This window comes from Pseudomonas sp. G5001, assembly GCF_013385475.1.
Lineage (GTDB): Bacteria > Pseudomonadota > Gammaproteobacteria > Pseudomonadales > Pseudomonadaceae > Aquipseudomonas.
Genome location: NZ_JACAPZ010000043.1, coordinates 97267 through 116018 on the forward strand (window position 1 = coordinate 97267; position 18752 = coordinate 116018).

General features: G+C 62.8%; 14 protein-coding genes and 1 tRNA gene. 8 read left to right on the plus strand and 7 right to left on the minus strand.

Features of this window, described 5'->3' with window-relative positions; translation table 11 throughout:
- The first annotated feature begins 2 nt into the window (after window positions 1–2).
- Together HX805_RS28420 and HX805_RS28425 are read left to right on the plus strand one after the other, a co-directional pair.
- Entirely contained in the window at window positions 3–1532 is a 1530-nt protein-coding gene (locus HX805_RS28420; RefSeq protein WP_177117513.1) for a 3-hydroxyacyl-CoA dehydrogenase, read from the plus strand.
- A 26-nt stretch (window positions 1533–1558) separates the two neighbouring features.
- Complete coding sequence (locus tag HX805_RS28425; protein WP_003216714.1) at window positions 1559–2791, plus strand: CaiB/BaiF CoA-transferase family protein; 1233 nt, start codon at window positions 1559–1561, stop codon at window positions 2789–2791.
- A gap of 42 nt (window positions 2792–2833) precedes the next feature.
- On the opposite strand, the gene HX805_RS28430 is transcribed toward HX805_RS28425, so the two are convergent.
- Window positions 2834–4216, minus strand: a complete 1383-nt coding sequence (locus tag HX805_RS28430; RefSeq protein WP_177117514.1) for a glycerophosphodiester phosphodiesterase family protein — start codon at window positions 4214–4216, stop codon at window positions 2834–2836.
- Window positions 4217–4392: 176 nt separating this feature from the next.
- Between HX805_RS28430 and HX805_RS28435 the strand changes: the two genes are divergently transcribed.
- A tRNA-Asn gene (locus HX805_RS28435) sits at window positions 4393–4468 on the plus strand.
- A gap of 65 nt (window positions 4469–4533) precedes the next feature.
- On the opposite strand, the gene HX805_RS28440 is transcribed toward HX805_RS28435, so the two are convergent.
- Complete coding sequence (locus HX805_RS28440) at window positions 4534–4797, minus strand: Ada metal-binding domain-containing protein (protein WP_177047093.1); 264 nt, start codon at window positions 4795–4797, stop codon at window positions 4534–4536.
- Window positions 4798–4949: 152 nt separating this feature from the next.
- On the opposite strand from HX805_RS28440, the gene HX805_RS28445 reads away from it, so the two are divergent.
- A complete protein-coding gene (locus HX805_RS28445) occupies window positions 4950–6995 on the plus strand; it encodes a prolyl oligopeptidase family protein (RefSeq protein WP_177080317.1) in 2046 nt (681 codons plus the stop codon).
- Here the strand turns inward: HX805_RS28445 and mug are convergent.
- Window positions 6982–7497 carry a G/U mismatch-specific DNA glycosylase gene (gene mug, locus HX805_RS28450; protein ID WP_177035754.1) on the minus strand — a complete coding sequence of 172 codons (516 nt, stop codon included), beginning with the start codon at window positions 7495–7497 and terminating at the stop codon, window positions 6982–6984. The two genes, HX805_RS28445 and mug, sit on opposite strands and share 14 nt — an antisense overlap.
- 361 nt (window positions 7498–7858) lie before the next feature.
- Entirely contained in the window at window positions 7859–8245 is a 387-nt protein-coding gene (locus HX805_RS28455; RefSeq protein ID WP_003207888.1) for a MarR family winged helix-turn-helix transcriptional regulator, read from the minus strand.
- Window positions 8246–8554: 309 nt separating this feature from the next.
- Here HX805_RS28455 and HX805_RS28460 point away from each other — a divergent pair, with 309 nt between their 5' ends.
- The 4 genes from HX805_RS28460 to yghU all read left to right on the plus strand — a co-directional run bounded on the left by HX805_RS28460 (window position 8555) and on the right by yghU (window position 15313).
- Window positions 8555–11743 carry an efflux RND transporter permease subunit gene (locus HX805_RS28460; RefSeq protein ID WP_008433261.1) on the plus strand — a complete coding sequence of 1063 codons (3189 nt, stop codon included), beginning with the start codon at window positions 8555–8557 and terminating at the stop codon, window positions 11741–11743.
- A gap of 1 nt (window position 11744) precedes the next feature.
- On the plus strand, window positions 11745–12926 hold the full coding sequence (locus HX805_RS28465; protein WP_177117515.1) for an efflux RND transporter periplasmic adaptor subunit: 1182 nt from the start codon (window positions 11745–11747) through the stop codon (window positions 12924–12926).
- Window positions 12919–14346: an efflux transporter outer membrane subunit gene (locus HX805_RS28470; protein ID WP_008433267.1), complete on the plus strand. Its 1428-nt coding sequence runs from the start codon at window positions 12919–12921 to the stop codon at window positions 14344–14346. The genes HX805_RS28465 and HX805_RS28470 overlap by 8 nt, the downstream gene beginning before the upstream one ends.
- 133 nt (window positions 14347–14479) lie before the next feature.
- Window positions 14480–15313 (plus strand): glutathione-dependent disulfide-bond oxidoreductase, encoded by an 834-nt coding sequence (gene yghU / locus HX805_RS28475; protein ID WP_177117516.1) that lies wholly within the window; start codon window positions 14480–14482, stop codon window positions 15311–15313.
- A 101-nt stretch (window positions 15314–15414) separates the two neighbouring features.
- On the opposite strand, the gene HX805_RS28480 is transcribed toward yghU, so the two are convergent.
- The 3 genes from HX805_RS28480 to HX805_RS28490 all read right to left on the minus strand — a co-directional run bounded on the left by HX805_RS28480 (window position 15415) and on the right by HX805_RS28490 (window position 18687).
- Window positions 15415–16710, minus strand: a complete 1296-nt coding sequence (locus HX805_RS28480; protein WP_177117517.1) for a cation:dicarboxylate symporter family transporter — start codon at window positions 16708–16710, stop codon at window positions 15415–15417.
- Between the two features lie 91 nt (window positions 16711–16801).
- Window positions 16802–18010 carry a pyridoxal phosphate-dependent aminotransferase gene (locus HX805_RS28485; RefSeq protein ID WP_177117518.1) on the minus strand — a complete coding sequence of 403 codons (1209 nt, stop codon included), beginning with the start codon at window positions 18008–18010 and terminating at the stop codon, window positions 16802–16804.
- Window positions 18011–18021: 11 nt separating this feature from the next.
- The gene (locus HX805_RS28490) at window positions 18022–18687 is read right to left on the minus strand and encodes an RraA family protein (protein WP_003207901.1); all 666 of its coding nucleotides are present in this window, start codon (window positions 18685–18687) and stop codon (window positions 18022–18024) included.
- Window positions 18688–18752: the final 65 nt, after the last annotated feature.

The following is an 18752-nucleotide window of genomic DNA, read 5'->3' on the forward strand; positions in this document are numbered from 1 at the left end:
CAATGGCTGATTCAATCAAGATCATGGGCCTGGTAGGCACCGGCGTGATGGGCGCCGGGATTGCTCAGATTGCCGCTCAGGCGGGCGTGTTGGTGCGCTTGTTCGATGCCCGCGACGGTGCGGCGCAAACCGCTCGGGATAACCTCGGCGCCACGCTCTCGAAGCTGGCCGCCAAGGGCAAGATCACCCAGGCAGCGGTGGACGCTGCGCTTGCGAACCTGCAAGTTGCCGCCACCATTGAGGCGCTGCACGACTGCGACCTGGTGGTGGAAGCCATTGTCGAAAACCTCGAGGCCAAGCGCGGCCTGTTGCAGCAGCTGGAAGGTGTGGTCAGCGCGGCGTGCATCCTCGCCACCAACACCTCGTCGCTGTCGGTCACGGCCATCGCCACCGGCTGCCAACACCCTGAGCGGGTCGCCGGGCTGCACTTTTTCAACCCGGTACCGTTGATGCGCGTCGTCGAAGTAATCGACGGCCTGGCCACCGCACCGAAGGTCGGCGATGACCTGTTGGCCTTCGTCGCCCGTACCGGCCATCGCGGCGTGCGCGCCAAGGACACTCCGGGTTTCATCGTCAACCACGCCGGCCGTGCGTACGGCACCGAAGCCTTGAAGATGCTCGATGAAGGCATTGCCGAGCGTGGCGACATCGACCGTATCCTGCGTGAAGGCGCAGGCTTTCGCATGGGGCCGCTGGAACTGCTGGACCTCACCGGGCTCGACGTTTCCCACCCGGTGATGGAGTCGATCTACAACCAGTTCTATCAGGACCCGCGCTACAAACCATCGCCCTTGACCCGCCAGATGCTGGTGGGCGGACGCTTCGGGCGCAAGAGCGGGCAGGGCTTCTACCGCTATGAAAATGGCCAGGTGGTGGACGGCCCGCAGCCGCAGCCGGTGCCTTCCATCAAGCAATTCCCGCCGGTATGGATCGCCACCGAAAACACCGACGACTACGAGCGCCTCAGCGCCCTGGTGATCGAGTTGGGCGCTCACCTTGAAAGCGCGGCGCAGCCTTCGCCTGAAGCGTTGTGCCTGCTGGCGCCCTACGGTCTCGACGCCACCTCGGCCAGCGAGCGCTTCCACACTGACCCGGCACGCACCCTGTGCATCGACCTGCTGACCGACCTGTCGCGCCACCGCACCCTGATGCAAAACCCGCTGACGTCCACCGCCACCCGCGATGCCGCCCACGCGTTGCTCGCCAATGACGGTGTAGGTGTGACAGTGATCAGCGACAGCGTCGGCTTCGTTGCCCAGCGCACCCTGGCGATGGTGGTCAACCTGGCCTGCGACATTGCCCAGCAACGCATCGCCAGCGTCGACGATATTGACCAGGCCGTACAACTCGGCCTGGGTTATCCACAAGGCCCGCTCGCCTGGGGCGATGCCCTCGGGCCACGGCGCATCCTCACGATTTTGCAACGCATGAGCGAACTTACCCACGACCCACGTTATCGCCCCAGCCCCTGGCTGCGGCGGCGTGCGGCGCTGGGGATTTCCCTGCGTCATGAAGAGCCGGCAGTCGGCTGATTTCGATTCATCACAGGACAAGAATAATGGGTGCATTGACAGGTTTGCGGGTGCTGGACTTAAGCCGGGTATTGGCCGGGCCCTGGTGTGGCCAGGTGTTGGCCGACCTGGGCGCGGAAGTGATCAAGATCGAACGGCCACAGAGTGGCGACGATACCCGCGGCTGGGGCCCGCCGTGGATGAAGACTGACACCGGCGAGTCGTCCGGGCAGGCGTCTTATTACCAGTCCACCAACCGCGGCAAACTATCCGTGGCCATTGACCTGGCCACCAGCGAAGGCCAGGAACTGGTGCGGGCCCTGGCGGCCAGCTCCGACGTACTGATCGAAAACTACAAGGCCGGTTCCCTGGCGCGTTATGGCCTGGATTACGCGACCCTGGCCGAGATCAATCCACGGTTGGTGTACTGCTCCATCACCGGCTTCGGCCAGACCGGCCCGCGCGCCGAAGAACCCGGCTACGACTTCATCATCCAGGGCATCGGCGGCCTGATGAGCATCACCGGCGAACGCGACGACCTGCCCGGCGGCGGCCCGCAAAAAGTCGGCGTGGCGTTCTCCGACCTGATGACCGGCCTGTATTCCACCGTCGCGATCCAGGCCGCACTGCTCAGCCGCGAACGCACCGGCGTTGGCCAACACATCGACATGGCGCTGCTGGACGTACAAGTGGCAACCCTGGCCAACCAGAGCATGAACTACCTGGCCTCGGGCAAGGTGCCGCAGCGTTTCGGCAACGCCCACGCCAACATCGTGCCGTACCAGGTGTTCCGCGCCGCCGACCGCGACTTCATTATTGCCTGCGGCAACGACAGCCAGTTTGTAGCGCTGTGCCACAGCATCGGTTTGCCGCACCTGCCGGAAGACCCGCGCTTTCGGCGCAATGCCGATCGGGTTGCGCATCGGGCGGAGATTGTCGAACTGTTGTCGGCGCACTTCCTGGGGCGCACGGCGGACGAGTGGGTGGCGAGTATTCACGCCTCGAAAGTACCGGTGGGGGCGATCAACAACATCGCGCAATCCCTGGAAGAGCCGCAGGTGATTGCCCGTGGGTTGATGGTGAAGATCCCGCATCCCAGGAATCCGCAGTTCGAGATGGTCGGCAGCCCGATCAAGATGTCGGGCACGCCGGTAGAGTATGTAAGGCCGGCGCCGATGTTGGGGCAGCATACCGATGAGGTACTGGGCGAGCGCCTCGGGTTGTCGGCAGAGCAGTTGGGGCAGCTCAAGGCAGGAGGGGTGATTGAGCAACTCGACTGAAGGATGGCGGCCCATAAGGCCGCCATCTTTGCGCACGACTTTTTAGCGCGCGACTTCTTTAAGGTAGGCAGTTCGGGCCGCAACGGCAGTCGGCGTGAAATCCGTAAACACACCGTCAACACCGGCGCGGAAAAAGGCCATGTATTCCGCCGCCGGGTTGCCCTTGTAGGCACCTGCCAGGTATTTGGCTTCGTTGCGGAAGGTGAAAATATGCACGAACAGGCCGGCCTTGTGCGCATCGCTGATCAGGCTGGTGGGCTTGAAGGTATCGACCTCGGGCAAGCCGGGGTTTTGCGCTGAAGCGGCGGTCAGCGACATCGCTTGCGGCTTCCATGGCCCGATGCCGTCGGCGTAGGTCTTGACCTCGGCCAGCCCGGCCGGGGACAGCATCGCACCAAAGGCGCGTGGGTCGCCGGCGACGGTCCAGCTGTAGGGGCGGCCGCTGACGAAGGTGTTGGGTTTGTCGGTGATGAAAATGGTCTCGCCGGTCTTGAAGTTCACCCCGTTCCCATCCACCAGTTGAACCGCCCTGGTTTGCAGGCCGATGGAGCGCAGGTATTTCAGGCTGTTCGGGTCGAAGCTCTGCACGAACACCGGCGCATCTTTGCGATTGAGGTTGTTGTCTTCAAGGGTCTTGAGAAACGCCGCTTCGAACGGATGACTGCCCGGCGCGCCGCAGCCGTTGGCGATGGCCTGGGCATTGTTCCAGATCGGGTTCTTGCTTTCCGGGTAGGTGGTAATCACCCGGCCCGTGGCGGCGCTTTTGGCTTTCGCGATGTCGATCACTTCCTGGAAACTCAGGATCGGCAGCTTGCCGTTGAGTTCGGTCGGGCGCTCGTCGCGGGCATCATACGTCGTGCCGCCGATCCATTGCTTGAGTTCGGCCAGGGTGAAATCGCTGATTGACCAGTCGTTGGTATGGTCTTCGCCATCCACGATCAAGGACTTCAACACGGATTTTGGATCGTTGGGGTCAGTCAGATCACTCAGGTACTGGGCCGGGCCATTTTCTGCAGTGGCCGGATACCTGACGTTAACCAGTACACCCGGCACCGTGCGCTTGCGGCGTGCAACTTCGGGATTGGTCTTCGCGACGTCGCTGATGTTGGTGTTGTCGCTCAACCAGGGATTGTGCCGGGCCACCAATACACAGTCCTTGGTCATGTGCAGGTCCAGCTCCAGCGAATCCGCACCAGCGTCGGCTGCATGCTCGTAGGAGGCCCGGGTTTCTTCCGGGTACAGTCCTGGCAGGCCGCGATGGCCGATAACCAGCGGCGGTGCACCGTCCAGGGTTTTGAACGAAGCAGGCGCGACAGGCGCGCTCCTGGTCACACTGTCACACGCGCTCACCGTCAGGCTGCATCCGATAACGATAAAACGGGCAAGCAGGGTTTTTACCGCTGGCGGGCCTGAGCGAGTGTGCATGTGTCGTCCTTCAAGAAGAGGGTAGGGGCGGGGTATCTGCGGATGTTGGCGTTGACGTATGACAGCGTCGTGACAGGAAGTGGCGTGGTGATTTTCCAGCGCGGCGCACCTGGGGTGAAGCAAAAATCTCACTGAATGCTTGACTTCTCCTTTTCAATCAGTAACATACGGCGCATTCCGCGATAGCTCAGTTGGTAGAGCAAATGACTGTTAATCATTGGGTCCCTGGTTCGAGTCCAGGTCGTGGAGCCAGATAGTAAAAAAGCCTGCAGCGATGCAGGCTTTTTTTTGCCTGGAATTTGTCCCGGACACTCGATTCAGGCGTGCCCTCGAAACAGGCGATATTCGGCAGGCATGCACACCGCACAAGGACGAAATCCCGCGGCGATAGCCGTGGCTTCATCGAGAAAAAACACGCGATTTTTCACGTAGCCGCCACGCGCAATGGCTCCCAGCGCCGCACGACAGTCGAGCTTTCCATAGCGCTTGCCGCCTCGGTGGCCGCCCAGCGTTCCCGGCTCGGGGCTTGGGAAGGGGCTTGCGTCTGCGCCCATCAGCATCCACATGTTTTTGTCAGTCATCGCCTGTCCTCCTGCCGCACCAGCCTGCGGTACGTCCGCCATGTATCGCCGATCAGATCGGCTGGCACACCCGGTTTCTTGCTTTTTTTATCGCTCAAAAAGGCTCAAAGTCGGGCACGCTATCCATTTCTGCTTTTCGACAGGATTCGAACATGTCAAAACTTCCCGAAACGTCCAATGATCCCTACCAATGGCTTGAAGACGTCGACGGCACGCGTTCACTGGACTGGGTACGCGCCCAGAACCTCAGGACCGAAGACCGGCTCGCCCGCTCCGACAGCTTCAAGCAGATCAAGGCCGATGTGCTGGAGATACTGGACTCGGACAGCAACATCCCCTACGTCGATAAGGTCGGCGCCTATTACTACAACTTCTGGATGGACGCCGCCCACCCGCGGGGCCTGTGGCGTCGCACCACGCTGGCGGAGTACCGCAAGCCTCAACCTGCCTGGGAAACGTTGCTGGACCTTGACGCACTGAACGCCGCCGAAGGCGAAAACTGGGTGTGGCACGGTGCTGATTTCTTGCGCCCGGACTACCAGCGCTGCCTGCTGGCGCTGTCCCGTGGCGGCGCCGATGCGAATGTCACCCGCGAGTTTGATCTGGCCAGCAAGACCTGGGTCGAAGACGGCTTCCAGTTGCCCGAGTCCAAGGGCGGCCTGGGCTGGATCGACCGTGACAACGTCTATGTCTATACCGATTTTGGTGAAGGGTCGATGACCCGTTCCGGTTACCCGCGCATCGTCAAGCAGTGGCAGCGCGGTACACCGCTGAGTGCCGCCAGTCTTGTCTATGAAGGCGCGCTGGATGATATGTACATCGCGGCGATGCACGACGACACGCCCGGCTACGAGCGTGACTTCGTCAGCCGCACGCTGGCGTTCTACAACAACGAGCTGTACCTGCGGGGCAGCGACAACCAGTTAAGCAAAATCGACGCGCCGAACTCGGCGGAAAAGTCGGTGTACAAAGACTGGCTGCTGCTGGAACTGCGGGAGGACTGGACGCTTGATGAAGTGTTTGTGGCCGGCTCGTTGCTGGCGATCCGGTTTGATCGCTTCATGGCAGGCCAGCGGGATTTCGAGGTGCTGTTCACCCCTACGGACAGCACCTCGCTGGCAGGGTTTTTCTGGACGTTGAATCACCTGGTGCTGAACGTACTGGATCACGTCAAGAACCGCCTCAGCGTCCTCACTCCCGGCGCGAACGGCTGGCAGCACAGCCCGTTCACCGGGGCGCCGAGCATGGGGACGGTGGGTGCCAGCGCAGTGGACAGCGACGACAGTGATGCCGTCTGGCTGGTGACCACTGACTACCTGACGCCGACCACCTTGTCGCTGGCCGAGATCGGTCATCCGCCCGAGGTACTGAAAACCCTGCCGGCCTTTTTCGATTCCAGCCAGCACGTGATCGAGCAGCACTTTGCGGTCTCCAGGGACGGCACTCGTGTGCCCTATTTCCTGGTGCTCGGCAAAGACCTGCCGCGCAACGGCACAGCGCCGACCTTGCTCTATGGTTACGGCGGCTTTGAATACTCCCTGACCCCGTATTACTCCGGTAAGGCAGGCCGCGCCTGGCTTTCGAAGGGCGGGGTGTACGTGGTTGCCAACATTCGCGGTGGCGGTGAATACGGCCCGCGCTGGCACCAGGCCGCACTCAAGCAGAACCGTCCGCGTGCCTACGAAGATTTTGCCGCAGTGGCCCGTGACCTGATCGACCGCGGGATTACTTCGCCCCGACACCTGGGCGCGGAGGGTGGCAGCAACGGTGGTCTGTTGGTCGGCAATATGCTTACTCAATACCCGGAACTGTTCGGTGCAATCGTCTCCCAGGTGCCCTTGCTCGACATGCAGCGCTATCACCTCCTGTTGGCCGGGGCGTCGTGGATGGGGGAATACGGCAACCCGGACGTACCTGAAGAGTGGGCGTACATCCAGACGTTTTCTCCATACCACCTGTTCGATCCGGCGAAGGCCTACCCACCGGTGTTTTTCCTGACCTCGACCCGCGATGACCGGGTGCATCCAGCCCACGCCCGCAAGCTGGCGGCGAAGATGATCGAGGCCGGCAAGGACGTGACGTACTACGAAAATATCGAAGGTGGGCACGGCGGGGCGGCAGACAATGCACAGGCTGCGCATATGAGTGCGCTGGTCTACAGCTTTTTGTGGGAGAAGTTGAGTTCTAATCGGGACTGAGTGTTGCCAGCCTTAATTGCTGGTACGCCTGCACCAATTGGTCGAGCGTAAACCCAAGGTTCCTGCCGCTGGGATTGGGCAGAACCCACACCGCCGCACACCCCAGGGTGTGCGGTTGAAGCCCCCAGGCAATCTGCTTCTGCCCGCTCAACGCGCTATAGGCGGCCTTTCCCAGAAACGCCACATACCGTGGCGCATAACGTGCGATCTTGCGTTCAAAACCCGCCGCCGCCGCCCTGAATTCATCCGCCGACAACTGGTCCGCCCGGGCCGTAGGCCGCTCCACCACCGTGGTCAGCCCGCATTGGTATTGCAGGATCGTGAGGTCGTTCTCCGGCTGCACTTCATGGGGCGTAAACCCGGCCAGGTGCAGCGTGCGCCAGAACCGATTGCTCCTGCCCATGAAGTGATGCCCGGTGGTGGCGGCCTTCAGCCCCGGGTTTATGCCGCAGAAAATCACGGCCAGGTCTTTGGTCAGAATGTCTTCGAGTGTTTCGTTCATGCTGAGTCTCAGGCAAGTGTCTTTCACGACGTTGGGAAAAACACAGGGGCGGTCTGGCGTATCGCGTTAGTCGGGATACCCTGTGAACCTGTTCAGGCTATCTTTACAGCGGCCATCATGGTTAACGGGGCCCGCAGATCAACAGCAGAGCTGCTTTATGTGGGAGCGGGCTTGCTCGCGAAAAACCCGAGAGCGCCGCGTTGAATCAGGATGCCAGCGTCATCGTTGACGACCTTCGCGAGCAAGCCCGCTCCCACATTTGACTGTGCCCGCTCTTGATTTTGATCTTGGGCGGCCCGCGGAGTAATGCAGGCGAGAGCGGAAGCAATATCAGCCATTACCTAAATAACGGATATGCCCCCTAACCCAACAACGCCCGAGCAAACTCATCAGACGCAATAAAGTCCATGGCCTTACGCAACTCGCAAGCCGCCTCAGCCCCAAACACCTCATCAAACCGGACCGCCATCTGCCTGGACACCACCCGCGCCTCTTCGTATTTACGCTGCCCCGCGTCGGTCAACAGCACCCGCCGGCTGCGGCGGTCCAACTCATCCACCCGCAACACCACCAGCCCATCCCGCACCAGCGGCTTGAGCGTATGCCCCAGGGCCGACAAATCCATCACCAACGACTGCGCCAGGTCGCGCATCTTCGGAGCGTCCCCATTGGCGATGTGGTTCATCAGCGAATACTGGGTGGCCTTCAGACCAAACGGCGCAAACGCCTCGTCATAGATCTGCGCCATACGACGGGACGCGCGCCGCACGGCTCCGTTGGAGCAGGTGCTCGGGCTATTCAGGACAGGCGGTGCGCATTTCACAGGCTGATCACTCGCTACAGATCAAGGGTTAACCGAACGTTAATCCGGCAAGATGAATATTGACACATGCTGCAACAAATTAGTTGCGTATGCCACTAAACGCTATATCGTGGCATATGCCTCTATTTTGACCGGATGTCAGTGCAGTTGGCCCGGAACACAGACGGGCGGGGCAGGAGGGAAGCGCTGTTCGGTACCTCCTTCAGTCATCAACTTCCTGTCTGGATCACATCTATGCTCAACCTCGTGCGCATCGCATTGCGGCGCCCCTATACCTTCCTGGTATTGGCTATTTTCATTCTGATTGTGGGCCCGCTCGCGGCCTGGCGTACCCCGACCGACATCTTCCCCGAAATTCGCATCCCCGTGATTGCCGTGATCTGGCAGTACACCGGCTTGCCGCCCGACCAGATGGCCGGCCGCATCACCTCGCCGTTCGAGCGGGTGCTGACCACCACGGTCAACGACATCCGCCATATCGAGGCGCAATCGCTGAACGGCTACGGCATCGTCAAGGTGTTCTTCCAGCCGGGAGTCAACATCAGTACGGCCAACGCGCAGATGACTTCGGTGTCCCAGGCCATCCTGCGTCAACTGCCGCCGGGCACCACGCCGCCGCTGATCCTCAACTACAGCGCCTCGACAGTGCCGATCGTGCAGTTGGCGTTGTCCGGCAAAGGCCTCAGCGAACAGAAACTCGGTGACCTGGGCCTCAACACCGTGCGCCTGATGCTGACCACGGTGCCCGGTGCCGCACTGCCATACCCGTTCGGCGGCAAGACCCGCCAGGTGCAGATCGACCTCGACTCCGCACGCATGCAGGCCCGTGGTCTCTCGGCGCAGGACGTGGCCACTGCCCTGGCCACGCAGAACCTGATCACCCCGGTGGGCACGCAAAAGATCGGCAGCTACGAGTTCAACCTGCAACTGAACAACTCGCCGACGGACTTCCACGACCTGGAAAACCTGCCGATCAAGACCGCCGACGGCACCACCGTGTTGATTCGTGACGTGGCCACGGTGCGTGACGGCAACCCGCCGCAGACCAACATCGTGCACGTCAACGGCAACCGCTCCGTGCTGCTGCCAGTGCTCAAGACCGGTTCGGCGTCGACCCTCGGGGTGATCGCCGGGATCAAGGACAAACTGGCCGACAACAAAGGCGCCTTGCCGCCCAACCTGAATATCGACCTGATCGGCGACCAGTCGCTGTTCGTGCGCTCGGCCATCAGCGGCGTCGCCCGGGAAGGGATCATAGCGGCCGCGTTGACCAGCCTGATGATCCTGTTGTTCCTCGGCAGTTGGCGCTCCACGGTGATCATCGCCACGTCGATCCCATTGGCCATCCTGTCGTCGATTGCGACACTGTCGGCGCTCGGCGAAACCCTCAACATCATGACCCTCGGCGGCCTGGCATTGGCGGTGGGGATCCTGGTGGATGACGCTACGGTGACCATCGAAAACATCAACTGGCACCTGGAACAGGGCAAGCCGGTGGAGACGGCGATCCTCGACGGCGCGGCGCAGATCGTCACGCCGGCGTTCGTGTCGCTGCTGTGTATCTGCATCGTGTTTGTGCCGATGTTTTTCCTGGAAGGCGTGGCGCGCTTCCTGTTTGTGCCGATGGCCGAAGCGGTGATCTTCGCGATGATCGCCTCGTTCATCCTCTCGCGAACCCTGGTGCCGACCCTCGCCAATTACCTGCTCAAGCCTCACGAACATCATGCGGACGGCACGCCGGTGGTGGCGCCGTCGAGCAACCCGCTGGTGAAATTCCAGCGCGGGTTCGAGCGCCAGTTCGAGGCGTTTCGCGGGGTTTACCACGGGGCACTGGAGAGTGCCTTGCACCACCGCCGTATCGCGGTGATCGCGATGCTGGCGTTCGTCGCCGTGTCGTTTGCGCTGGTGCCATTCCTGGGTCGCAACTTCTTCCCCGACGTCGACTCCGGGCAGATCCTGTTGCATGTGCGTGCACCGATCGGCACGCGGGTCGAGAGCAATGCGCGGCTGGTCTCGCAGATCGAGAACACCATTCATAACGTGATCGAGCCCCGGGAGCTGGCGGCCATCGTCGACAATATCGGCCTGGCCATCAGCGGGATCAACGTGGCCTACAACAACACCGGCACCGTGGGCTCACAGGACAGCGACATCCAGATCAGCCTGAAAGAGGGCCATCGTCCCACCGCCGAATACATGCGCGAACTGCGGGAGCGGCTGCCCCGTGAATTCCCGAATGCGGTGTTTTCGTTCCCGGCTTCGGACATCGTCGGGCAGATCCTCAACTTCGGTTCTTCGGCGCCGGTGGATGTGCAAGTCAGCGGCAATAACCTGCCCGCCAACTTCACCTACGCCAGCACGTTGCTGCGGGAAATCCGGCGGGTGCCGGGTGTGGTGGATGCGCGTATCCAGCAGTCGCGGCAACTGCCCACGTTCAAGATCGATGTGGACCGTACCCAGGCCCAACTGGTGGGCCTGAACGAGCGCGATGTGACCAACAGCCTGGTGGTCAACCTGGCGGGTTCCAGCCAGGTGGCGCCGACGTTCTGGCTCAACCCGGCCAACGGCGTGTCTTATCCGATTGTGATGCAAACCCCGCAGTACGGCCTCGACACCCTGGCCGCCCTGCATAACCTGCCGTTGAGCGGCAGCCCCGGTTCGGCGCAAGACCAGACCCTCGGCGGCCTGGCGTCCATCGAACGCAGCCACGCGAACTCGGTGGTGACCCAGTCGGACATCCAGCCGGTGGTCGAGGTGTTGACCGCAATCCAGGGCCGCGACCTCGGTGCCGTTGCCGCCGACATCCAGAAGATCATCGCCGCCCACGCCAGCGAAGTGCCCACCGGCTCCAAGGTGCTGTTGCAGGGCCAGGTGCAAACCATGAACGCGGCCTTCAGTGGCTTGCTGTTTGGCCTGCTTGGCGCGGTGGTGCTGATCTACCTGCTGATCGTGGTCAACTTCCAGTCCTGGGCTGACCCGTTCGTGATCATCACCGCCTTGCCGGCGGCGCTCGCGGGCATCGTGTGGATGCTGTTCATCACCCACACGCCGCTGTCGGTACCGGCGCTGACCGGGGCGATCATGTGCATGGGCGTGGCCACCGCCAACGCCATCCTCGTGGTGAGCTTCTGCCGCGAACGCCTGGCCGTGCACGGGGATGCGGTGCAGGCGGCGCTTGAAGCCGGCTTTACCCGTCTGCGCCCGGTATTGATGACCGCGATTTCGATGATCATCGGCATGGCGCCGATGGCGCTGAGCCTGGGGGAGGGCGGCGAACAGAATGCCCCGCTGGGCCGTGCGGTCATCGGCGGGCTGGCCTTCGCCACCATTGCCACGTTGTTCCTGGTTCCGCTGATTTTCAGTCTTGTGCACGGGCGGCGTCAGCACGCCACGCTTGCGACCACCGCCACTCAAGGGGTTTGACATGTCTGCTTCCGTTTCCAATCCGGGTTCGCCCCGCCGTAAATCCCGTGGTCTGCTCTGGCTGTTGCTCGGGCTGGTGGTCCTGGTTGCCGTGGTGGTATTCGGCATCGGCGTGCGCGCCAGCGAATCCCATGACCTGAAAACCTGGACCGATGCCCAGGCGTTGCCCAGCGTGATCCTGATCACCCCGAGCGTGCAGCCCCAGGGTCCGATCCTGAACCTGCCGGGGCGTCTTGAGGCGTATTCGCGGGCGTCGATCTTTGCCCGGGTCAATGGCTACCTCAAGACCTGGAACGTCGACATCGGCGACCACGTGAAGGCCGGGCAACTGCTGGCCGAAATCGACACGCCGGAGCTCGATCAGCAACTGCTGCAAGCCAAGGCCGTGCTGGCTTCGGCCCAGGCCGACGAGTCGCTGGCACAGACCACCGCCAAGCGCTGGCAGGCGATGCTTTCGTCGGACTCGGTGTCGCGCCAGGACGTGGATGAGCGCACCGGCGACCTGACTGCCAAGCAGGCCAAAGTGGTCGCGGCCAAGGCCAACGTCGACCAGTTGGTTGCCACCAAGGGCTTCCAGCGTTTGACTGCGCCGTTCGCCGGCGTGGTCACTGCACGCTCCACCGATGTGGGGGCGTTGATCAGTGCCGGTGGTGCCACCGGCAAAGAGCTGTTCGCGGTCTCTGACGTCAGCCGCCTGCGGGTGTATGTGCAGGTGCCGCAGTCGTCGGCGCCGCAGATCCAGGTGGGCACCGTGGCACGTCTGAGCGTGCCGGAGTATCGCGGTGAAACCTTCAACGCCAAGGTGATCGCCACTGCCGATGCGGTGAACGCCGCGTCCGGCAGCACCCTGGTGCAACTGTTGGTGGAGAACCCCGGCAGCCGCCTGTTGCCGGGCGGCTACACCAGCGTGCAGTTCACCTTGCCGGTGCAGACCGACGTGCTGCGCCTGCCTGCCAGCGCCCTGGTGTTCGATGACAAGGGCATGCGCGTGGCCACCCTCGACGCGAATAATCATGTGCACTTCAAGACCGTGACCATCGCCCGGGACTTCGGTGACAGCGTGGAAATCGGCAGCGGCCTGGTCGCCACCGACCGCGTGATCGACACCCCGCCCGACGGCCTGGCCGACGACGATTCGGTGCAGCTGGCCGCCAATCCCGTGGAGGCCAAACCCCATGGCTAAGCGCACTTGCCTGGTATTGGTCGCGACCCTGGGCCTCGGTGCCTGCCACCTTGCGCCACCGCTGGACGTGCCGGAGGTACCCATTGCCGCGCAGTTCCATACCCAGGGACCGTGGACCGTCGGCACGCCGAACGACCAAGCAAGTCGCGACGGTTGGTGGCACATCTACAAGGACCCGCAACTGGATGCGATGGAGCAGCAGTTGCTGCAAAGCAACCCGGACTTGAGCGCGGCACTGGCTCACTATTCCCAGGCCCAGGCGTTTTTGGCCCAGGCGCAATCCGGGCTGTTTCCAAAGCTGATCGGTTCCAGCAATGCCCAGCGCATTCGCCAGTCGGACACCCGGCCACTGCGCTCGGCCAGCCCGCCGAATGTTTACGATTCCGGGACAGTGGGGGTCGAACTGGACTATGAAGTCGACCTCTGGGGCCGTGTGCGCGACACCGTTGCCGCCGGCACCAGCGACGCCCAGGCCGCCAAGGCGGACCTGGCTTCGGTGCGTCTGAGCTTGCAGGCGCAATTGGCCGACAGCTACATCCGCCTGCGTGGCATCGACCGGCAAGACCAGTTGCTGCAGGAAACCAGCGATGCCTATGCCAAGGCTTTGAGCCTGACCGAAGGCTTGCACGGCGGCGGTATCGTCTCCGGGCTGGACGTGGCGCGGGCGCGTACCCAACTGTCGACGGTCAAGTCGCAGCTGAGCCAGAATTTGGTGCAGCGTGCAGTGCTTGAACACTCGATAGCGGCGATGCTGGGTGAGTCCGCATCGACCTACACGATTGCCCCAAGCGTCGCGGATATCGCCTTGCCCGGCGTGCCCACCGGTGTACCGTCTACGCTGTTGCAGCGTCGGCCGGACATCGCCGCTGCCGAGCGCCGGATTGCCTCGGCCAATGCGCGCATAGGGGTGGCGAAAGCCGCCTGGTTCCCGGCCCTTACCCTGAGTGCCCAGGGAGGTTTCCAGAGTGATGAGTTCGCGCACTTGTTGAGCGCGCCCAACATTTTCTGGGCCATCGGCCCGTCGCTGGTGGGGACGATTTTTGACGGCGGCGCGCGCCAGGCCGGGGTGGACAGTGCCAAGGCGGCAACCGATGAAGCCGCGGCCAAGTATCGTGGTGTAGTGTTGACCGCGTTCGAGCAGGTGGAGAACAACCTCTCGATCATCTCCGGGCTCGACACCGCCCTGGTGGATCAGCGCGATGCGGCGGCAGCCGCGCAGTACGCCGAGGACTTGTCCCTGGCACGCTATCGCCAGGGTGGCGCGGCGTACCTGGACGTGGTGACGGCGCAGGTAGCGTCGTTGCAGGCACAGCGCACGGTGCTGGATCTGCAGACTCAACAGTTAAGCGCCAACGTAGGGCTGATCAAGGCACTGGGTGGCGGTTGGAATATGGCCCAACTGGCCCAAAAGAACCTGTAGGAGCGAGCGTGCTCGCGAAGGTCGTCGACCACACCGCGGGCATCCTGAAAGAACACGGCGCCCTCGAGTTTTTCGCGAGCAAGCTCGCTCCTGCCGTTAGTTGTTGTGAACATTGAATCCAAGGAGTAGTGGCATGACTGATTACGTACCGCCAAAAGTCTGGACCTGGAAGACCCAAAACGGCGGCACCTTCGCCAGCATCAACCGGCCCATTGCCGGCGCGACCCACGACAAGGAATTGCCGGTAGGCCGTCATCCGTTGCAGCTGTATTCGTTGGCAACGCCCAATGGCCAGAAGGTCACGATCCTGCTGGAAGAGCTGCTGGCCCTGGGTCACCAGGGGGCGGAATACGATGCGTGGTTGATCAAGATCGGTGACGGCGACCAGTTCGGCAGCGGCTTCGTCGGCGTGAACCCGAACTCGAAGATTCCCGCGCTGCTGGACCGCAGCGGGCCCAAGCCGATTCGGGTGTTCGAGTCGGGTGCGATCCTGCAGTACCTGGCCGAGAAGTTCGGCGCGTTCCTGCCCACCGAACCGGCGGCCCGTGCCGAATGCCTGTCGTGGTTGTTCTGGCAGATGGGCAGCGCGCCTTACCTGGGCGGTGGTTTCGGGCATTTCTATGCCTACGCGCCGACCAAGATCGAATACGCCATCGACCGCTTCGCCATGGAAACCAAGCGCCAACTGGACGTACTGGACAAGCAATTGGCCGAGCACGAATACATTGCCGGGGATGAGTACACCATCGCCGACATGGCGATCTGGCCGTGGTATGGCGGCCTGGTGAAAGGCCGCTTGTATGAGGCGGGGGAGTTTCTCTCGGTGCAGGATTACAAGCACGTCGTGCGCTGGGCCAATGCCATCGAAGCGCGGCCGGCGGTGCAGCGTGGGCGCCGGGTCAACCGTGTGTCGGGCGAGCCGTCAGAGCAACTGCGCGAGCGGCATGACGCGTCGGACCTCGACTGACCCACCACACCCACCCTTGTGGCGAGGGAGCTTGCTCCCGCTGGGCTGCGCAGCAGCCCCAAAACCTGCGCCCACTTTCTACCTGAAAGAATGCGGGATGCTTATTGGGGCCGCTTCGCGGCCCAGCGGGAGCAAGCTCCCTCGCCACAGGTTTCTGCGGTGCTCTCACGCCTTTCCCATTTGGCAATCACCAGCGGTGCCAGGGCATTGCCCAGCACGTTCAACGCGGTGGTCGGCATTTCCATCAGGCGATACACCCCGGCGATGAAGGCGATGCCCTCCAACGGCAAGCCCGCACTCGCCAGGGTCGCCGACAGAATCACGAACATGAACCCCGGCACCCCGGCCGCGCCCTTGGATGTCAGCACCATGGTCACCACCAGCAGGGCCTGGTCGCCAAGGCTCAGGTCGATGCCATACAGCTGCGCCACAAACAGCGTGCCGATCCCCAGGAACAGCGACGCACCGTCCAGGTTGAACGAATACCCCACCGGCACCACAAAGCTCACCAGTGAAGGCGGCACGCCGTAGGTTTCGAGTTTCTTCATCAGTTGCGGCATCACCGCCGCCGAACTGGCGGTGGAGAACGCCAGAATCAGTTCGTCCTTGATATGTCGCATCAACGCAAACAGGTTGATCCCCCACAGCCGCGCCACCAGGTTGAGCACCACCAGCACGAAGAATGCAATCGACACGTAGCTGACCAGGATCAGCTTGGCCAACGGCAACAGCGAGCTGAACCCGAAGTTGGCCACGGTCACTGCGATCATCCCGAACACGCCGATGGGCGAATAGGCCATGATCATCGACGTGACCTTGAACATCGCCTCCGACACCCCGCGCAGCAGGGCAATCACCGGGTCCTTGCGCTCGGCCGGCAAGCGCGATACCCCGAGGCCAAACATCACCGCGAAGAACAGCACCGACAGCAGGCTGCCCTGGGCCATGGCATTGATGACGTTGTCCGGAATGATCCCGACAATGATCTGCCCCAGGCTGTGGCCGCCGCCGGCGCTGCTGGTGGGCAAGGTCACGGCACTCGCTTGCAGGCTGGCCAGTTCGGTGCCGGCGCCCGGCTGGAGCAGGTTGCCCATCACCAGCCCGACGATGATCGCCAGGGTGGTGATGCAGAAGAAATAGCCCAGGGACTTGGCCCCGATGCGTCCCAGGGATTTACCGTCACCGTGCCCGGCAATGCCCACCACCATGCAGGCAAACACGATGGGCACGACGATCATCTTCATCAGCTTGATAAAGATATCGCCCGCCGGTTGCAGCAGGTTGTCCACCAGCCACGGCCGGGATTCGGGAAAACGGTGCAGCAGGGCGCCGATGGCGATGCCGGCGAGCAAGCCGATCAGGATTTGCCAGACCAGCGCGATGCGGGGCTTGTGCATGGGAATGCCTCATTTATATCAATGATTATGAGTGTTGTTCTAGGCAGTCAATGAGCGGCCATCCCTGGCCGCCGGATGGGGCGGGAATCCGTCAGCGCAATCGATGGCACGCTTCATTCAGGCGACGGCAACCTTCTTCAATCACGTCAAGCGAGCTGGCGAAAGACAGGCGGATATACGGCGACATGCCGTACGCCGCACCACTCACGGTGGCCAGGCCGTGTTCCCGCAGCAGGTACTCGGCCAGTTGTGTGTCACTGTCGATCCGCTCGCCGTGGGCGGTGGTCTTGCCCATCAGCCCGGCGACGTTGGCGAACACGTAGAACGCGCCATCCGGTGGCGTGAAGCTCACGCCGGGAATGTCTTCGAGCAGGCCCAGCATGCGTTCGCGGCGTTGCTGGTACACCTCGCGCATCCCGGCGATGGGCGCCTGGTCGCCAGCGAAGGCGGCAACTGCGGCAGCCTGGCTGAGGGAACTGGGGCAGGTGGTGGTTTGCGAAAGCAGCTTGGCAATGGCCGCGATCAACCACGCCGGGCCGGCACCGAAACCCAGGCGCCAGCCGGTCATGGCGTAGCCCTTGGAGGCGCCGTTGACGATCAGCGTGCGCGGCTTCAGGTCCGGTGCGAGTCGGGTCAGGGAAACGTGGCGGGCATCGTCGTAGACGAAGTGCTCGTAGATCTCGTCCGCCATGATCAGCACATGGGGATGGCGCCGCAGCACCGCGGCCAGGGCCAGCAGTTCGGCCTCGTTGTACACCGCGCCGCTGGGGTTGTTCGGGCTGTTGAGGATCACCCATTTGCTGCGCGGGGTGATCGCTTGTTCCAGGGCCTGGGGCGACAGTTTGAACCCCAGTGACTCGTCGCCGGGAATGATCACCGGCGTCGCGTCATTCAGCCGTGCGATGTCCGGGTACGACACCCAATACGGCGTGTGCACGATGACTTCGTCGCCGCGATTCAGGGTCGCCGCCAGGGCGTGATAAATGATGTGCTTGCCACCGCACCCGGCGATCACTTCGTCCAGCCCATAGTCCAGCTGGTTGTCGCGCTTGAGCTTGAGGCAGATCGCCTGGCGCAGGGCGAGGGTGCCGCTGGTGGCGGTGTAGTGGGTGTCGCCACCGTGCATCGCGGCGCTGGCTGCTTCGAGGATATGCGCGGGTGTATCGAAGTCCGGCTCGCCCACGGTGAAGTTGACGATGTCCCGGCCCTGGGCGCGCAGTTCGCTGACCAGTGCATTGGCGGCGATGCTCGGGGAGGGCGCGATGCCCAGCACCCGGTCGGACAGAAAGGCAGTGCTCATGATGACTCTCCTCAGCCTGCCAGTCCGGCCTGTTGCAACACCTTGTCGATCCAGCTCTGGCGCACTGCACCGCTGGCGATTTCGGCTTTGACTTGCTCTTCATGGGCCGCGTGTTGCGCGGCCTTGCGCAGCACTTCGGCGGCGTCGGCCTGGGAGAAGGCGACCAGGCCGTCTTCGTCACCCACCAGCACATCCCCCGGGTTGATCAGCATGCCGCCGATGGACACCGGCACATTCACCTCGCCCGGGCCGGTCTTGTAGGGGCCGCAATGCACCACGCTGCGGGCGTAGCAAGGGGTGTCCTCGAAGCTCGCGACATCGCGAATCGCCCCGTCAATCACAAACCCCACGCAGCCGCGTTGCTGGGCGTAGAGCTTGACCAGTTCGCCGATCACCGCGTTGTTGGTGTCGCCCTGGGCGTCCACCACCAGCACGTGGCCCGGCTCCAGCATGCTCAGGGCCTTGTAGATCAGCAGGTTGTCGCCGGGGCGGGTTTTCACCGTGAGCGCGGTGCCCACCAGCTTGCCGGTGCGGTTGTAGCGGTTCAGCCCACGGGCGCCGATGTGCCGGCCGAGGTTGTCGCTGATGTGCGGGGTGACCACGTGAGTGAAGGCTTCAAGCACTTCGGCGCAAGCCAGAGGTGGGTTGGGGAGGATGCGGGAACCGGGCAAGGACATGGCTGTAACTCCGATTGATCTTATGGGTCTGTGGCTAGATCTTAGGAGTGATGAACATACAGTTT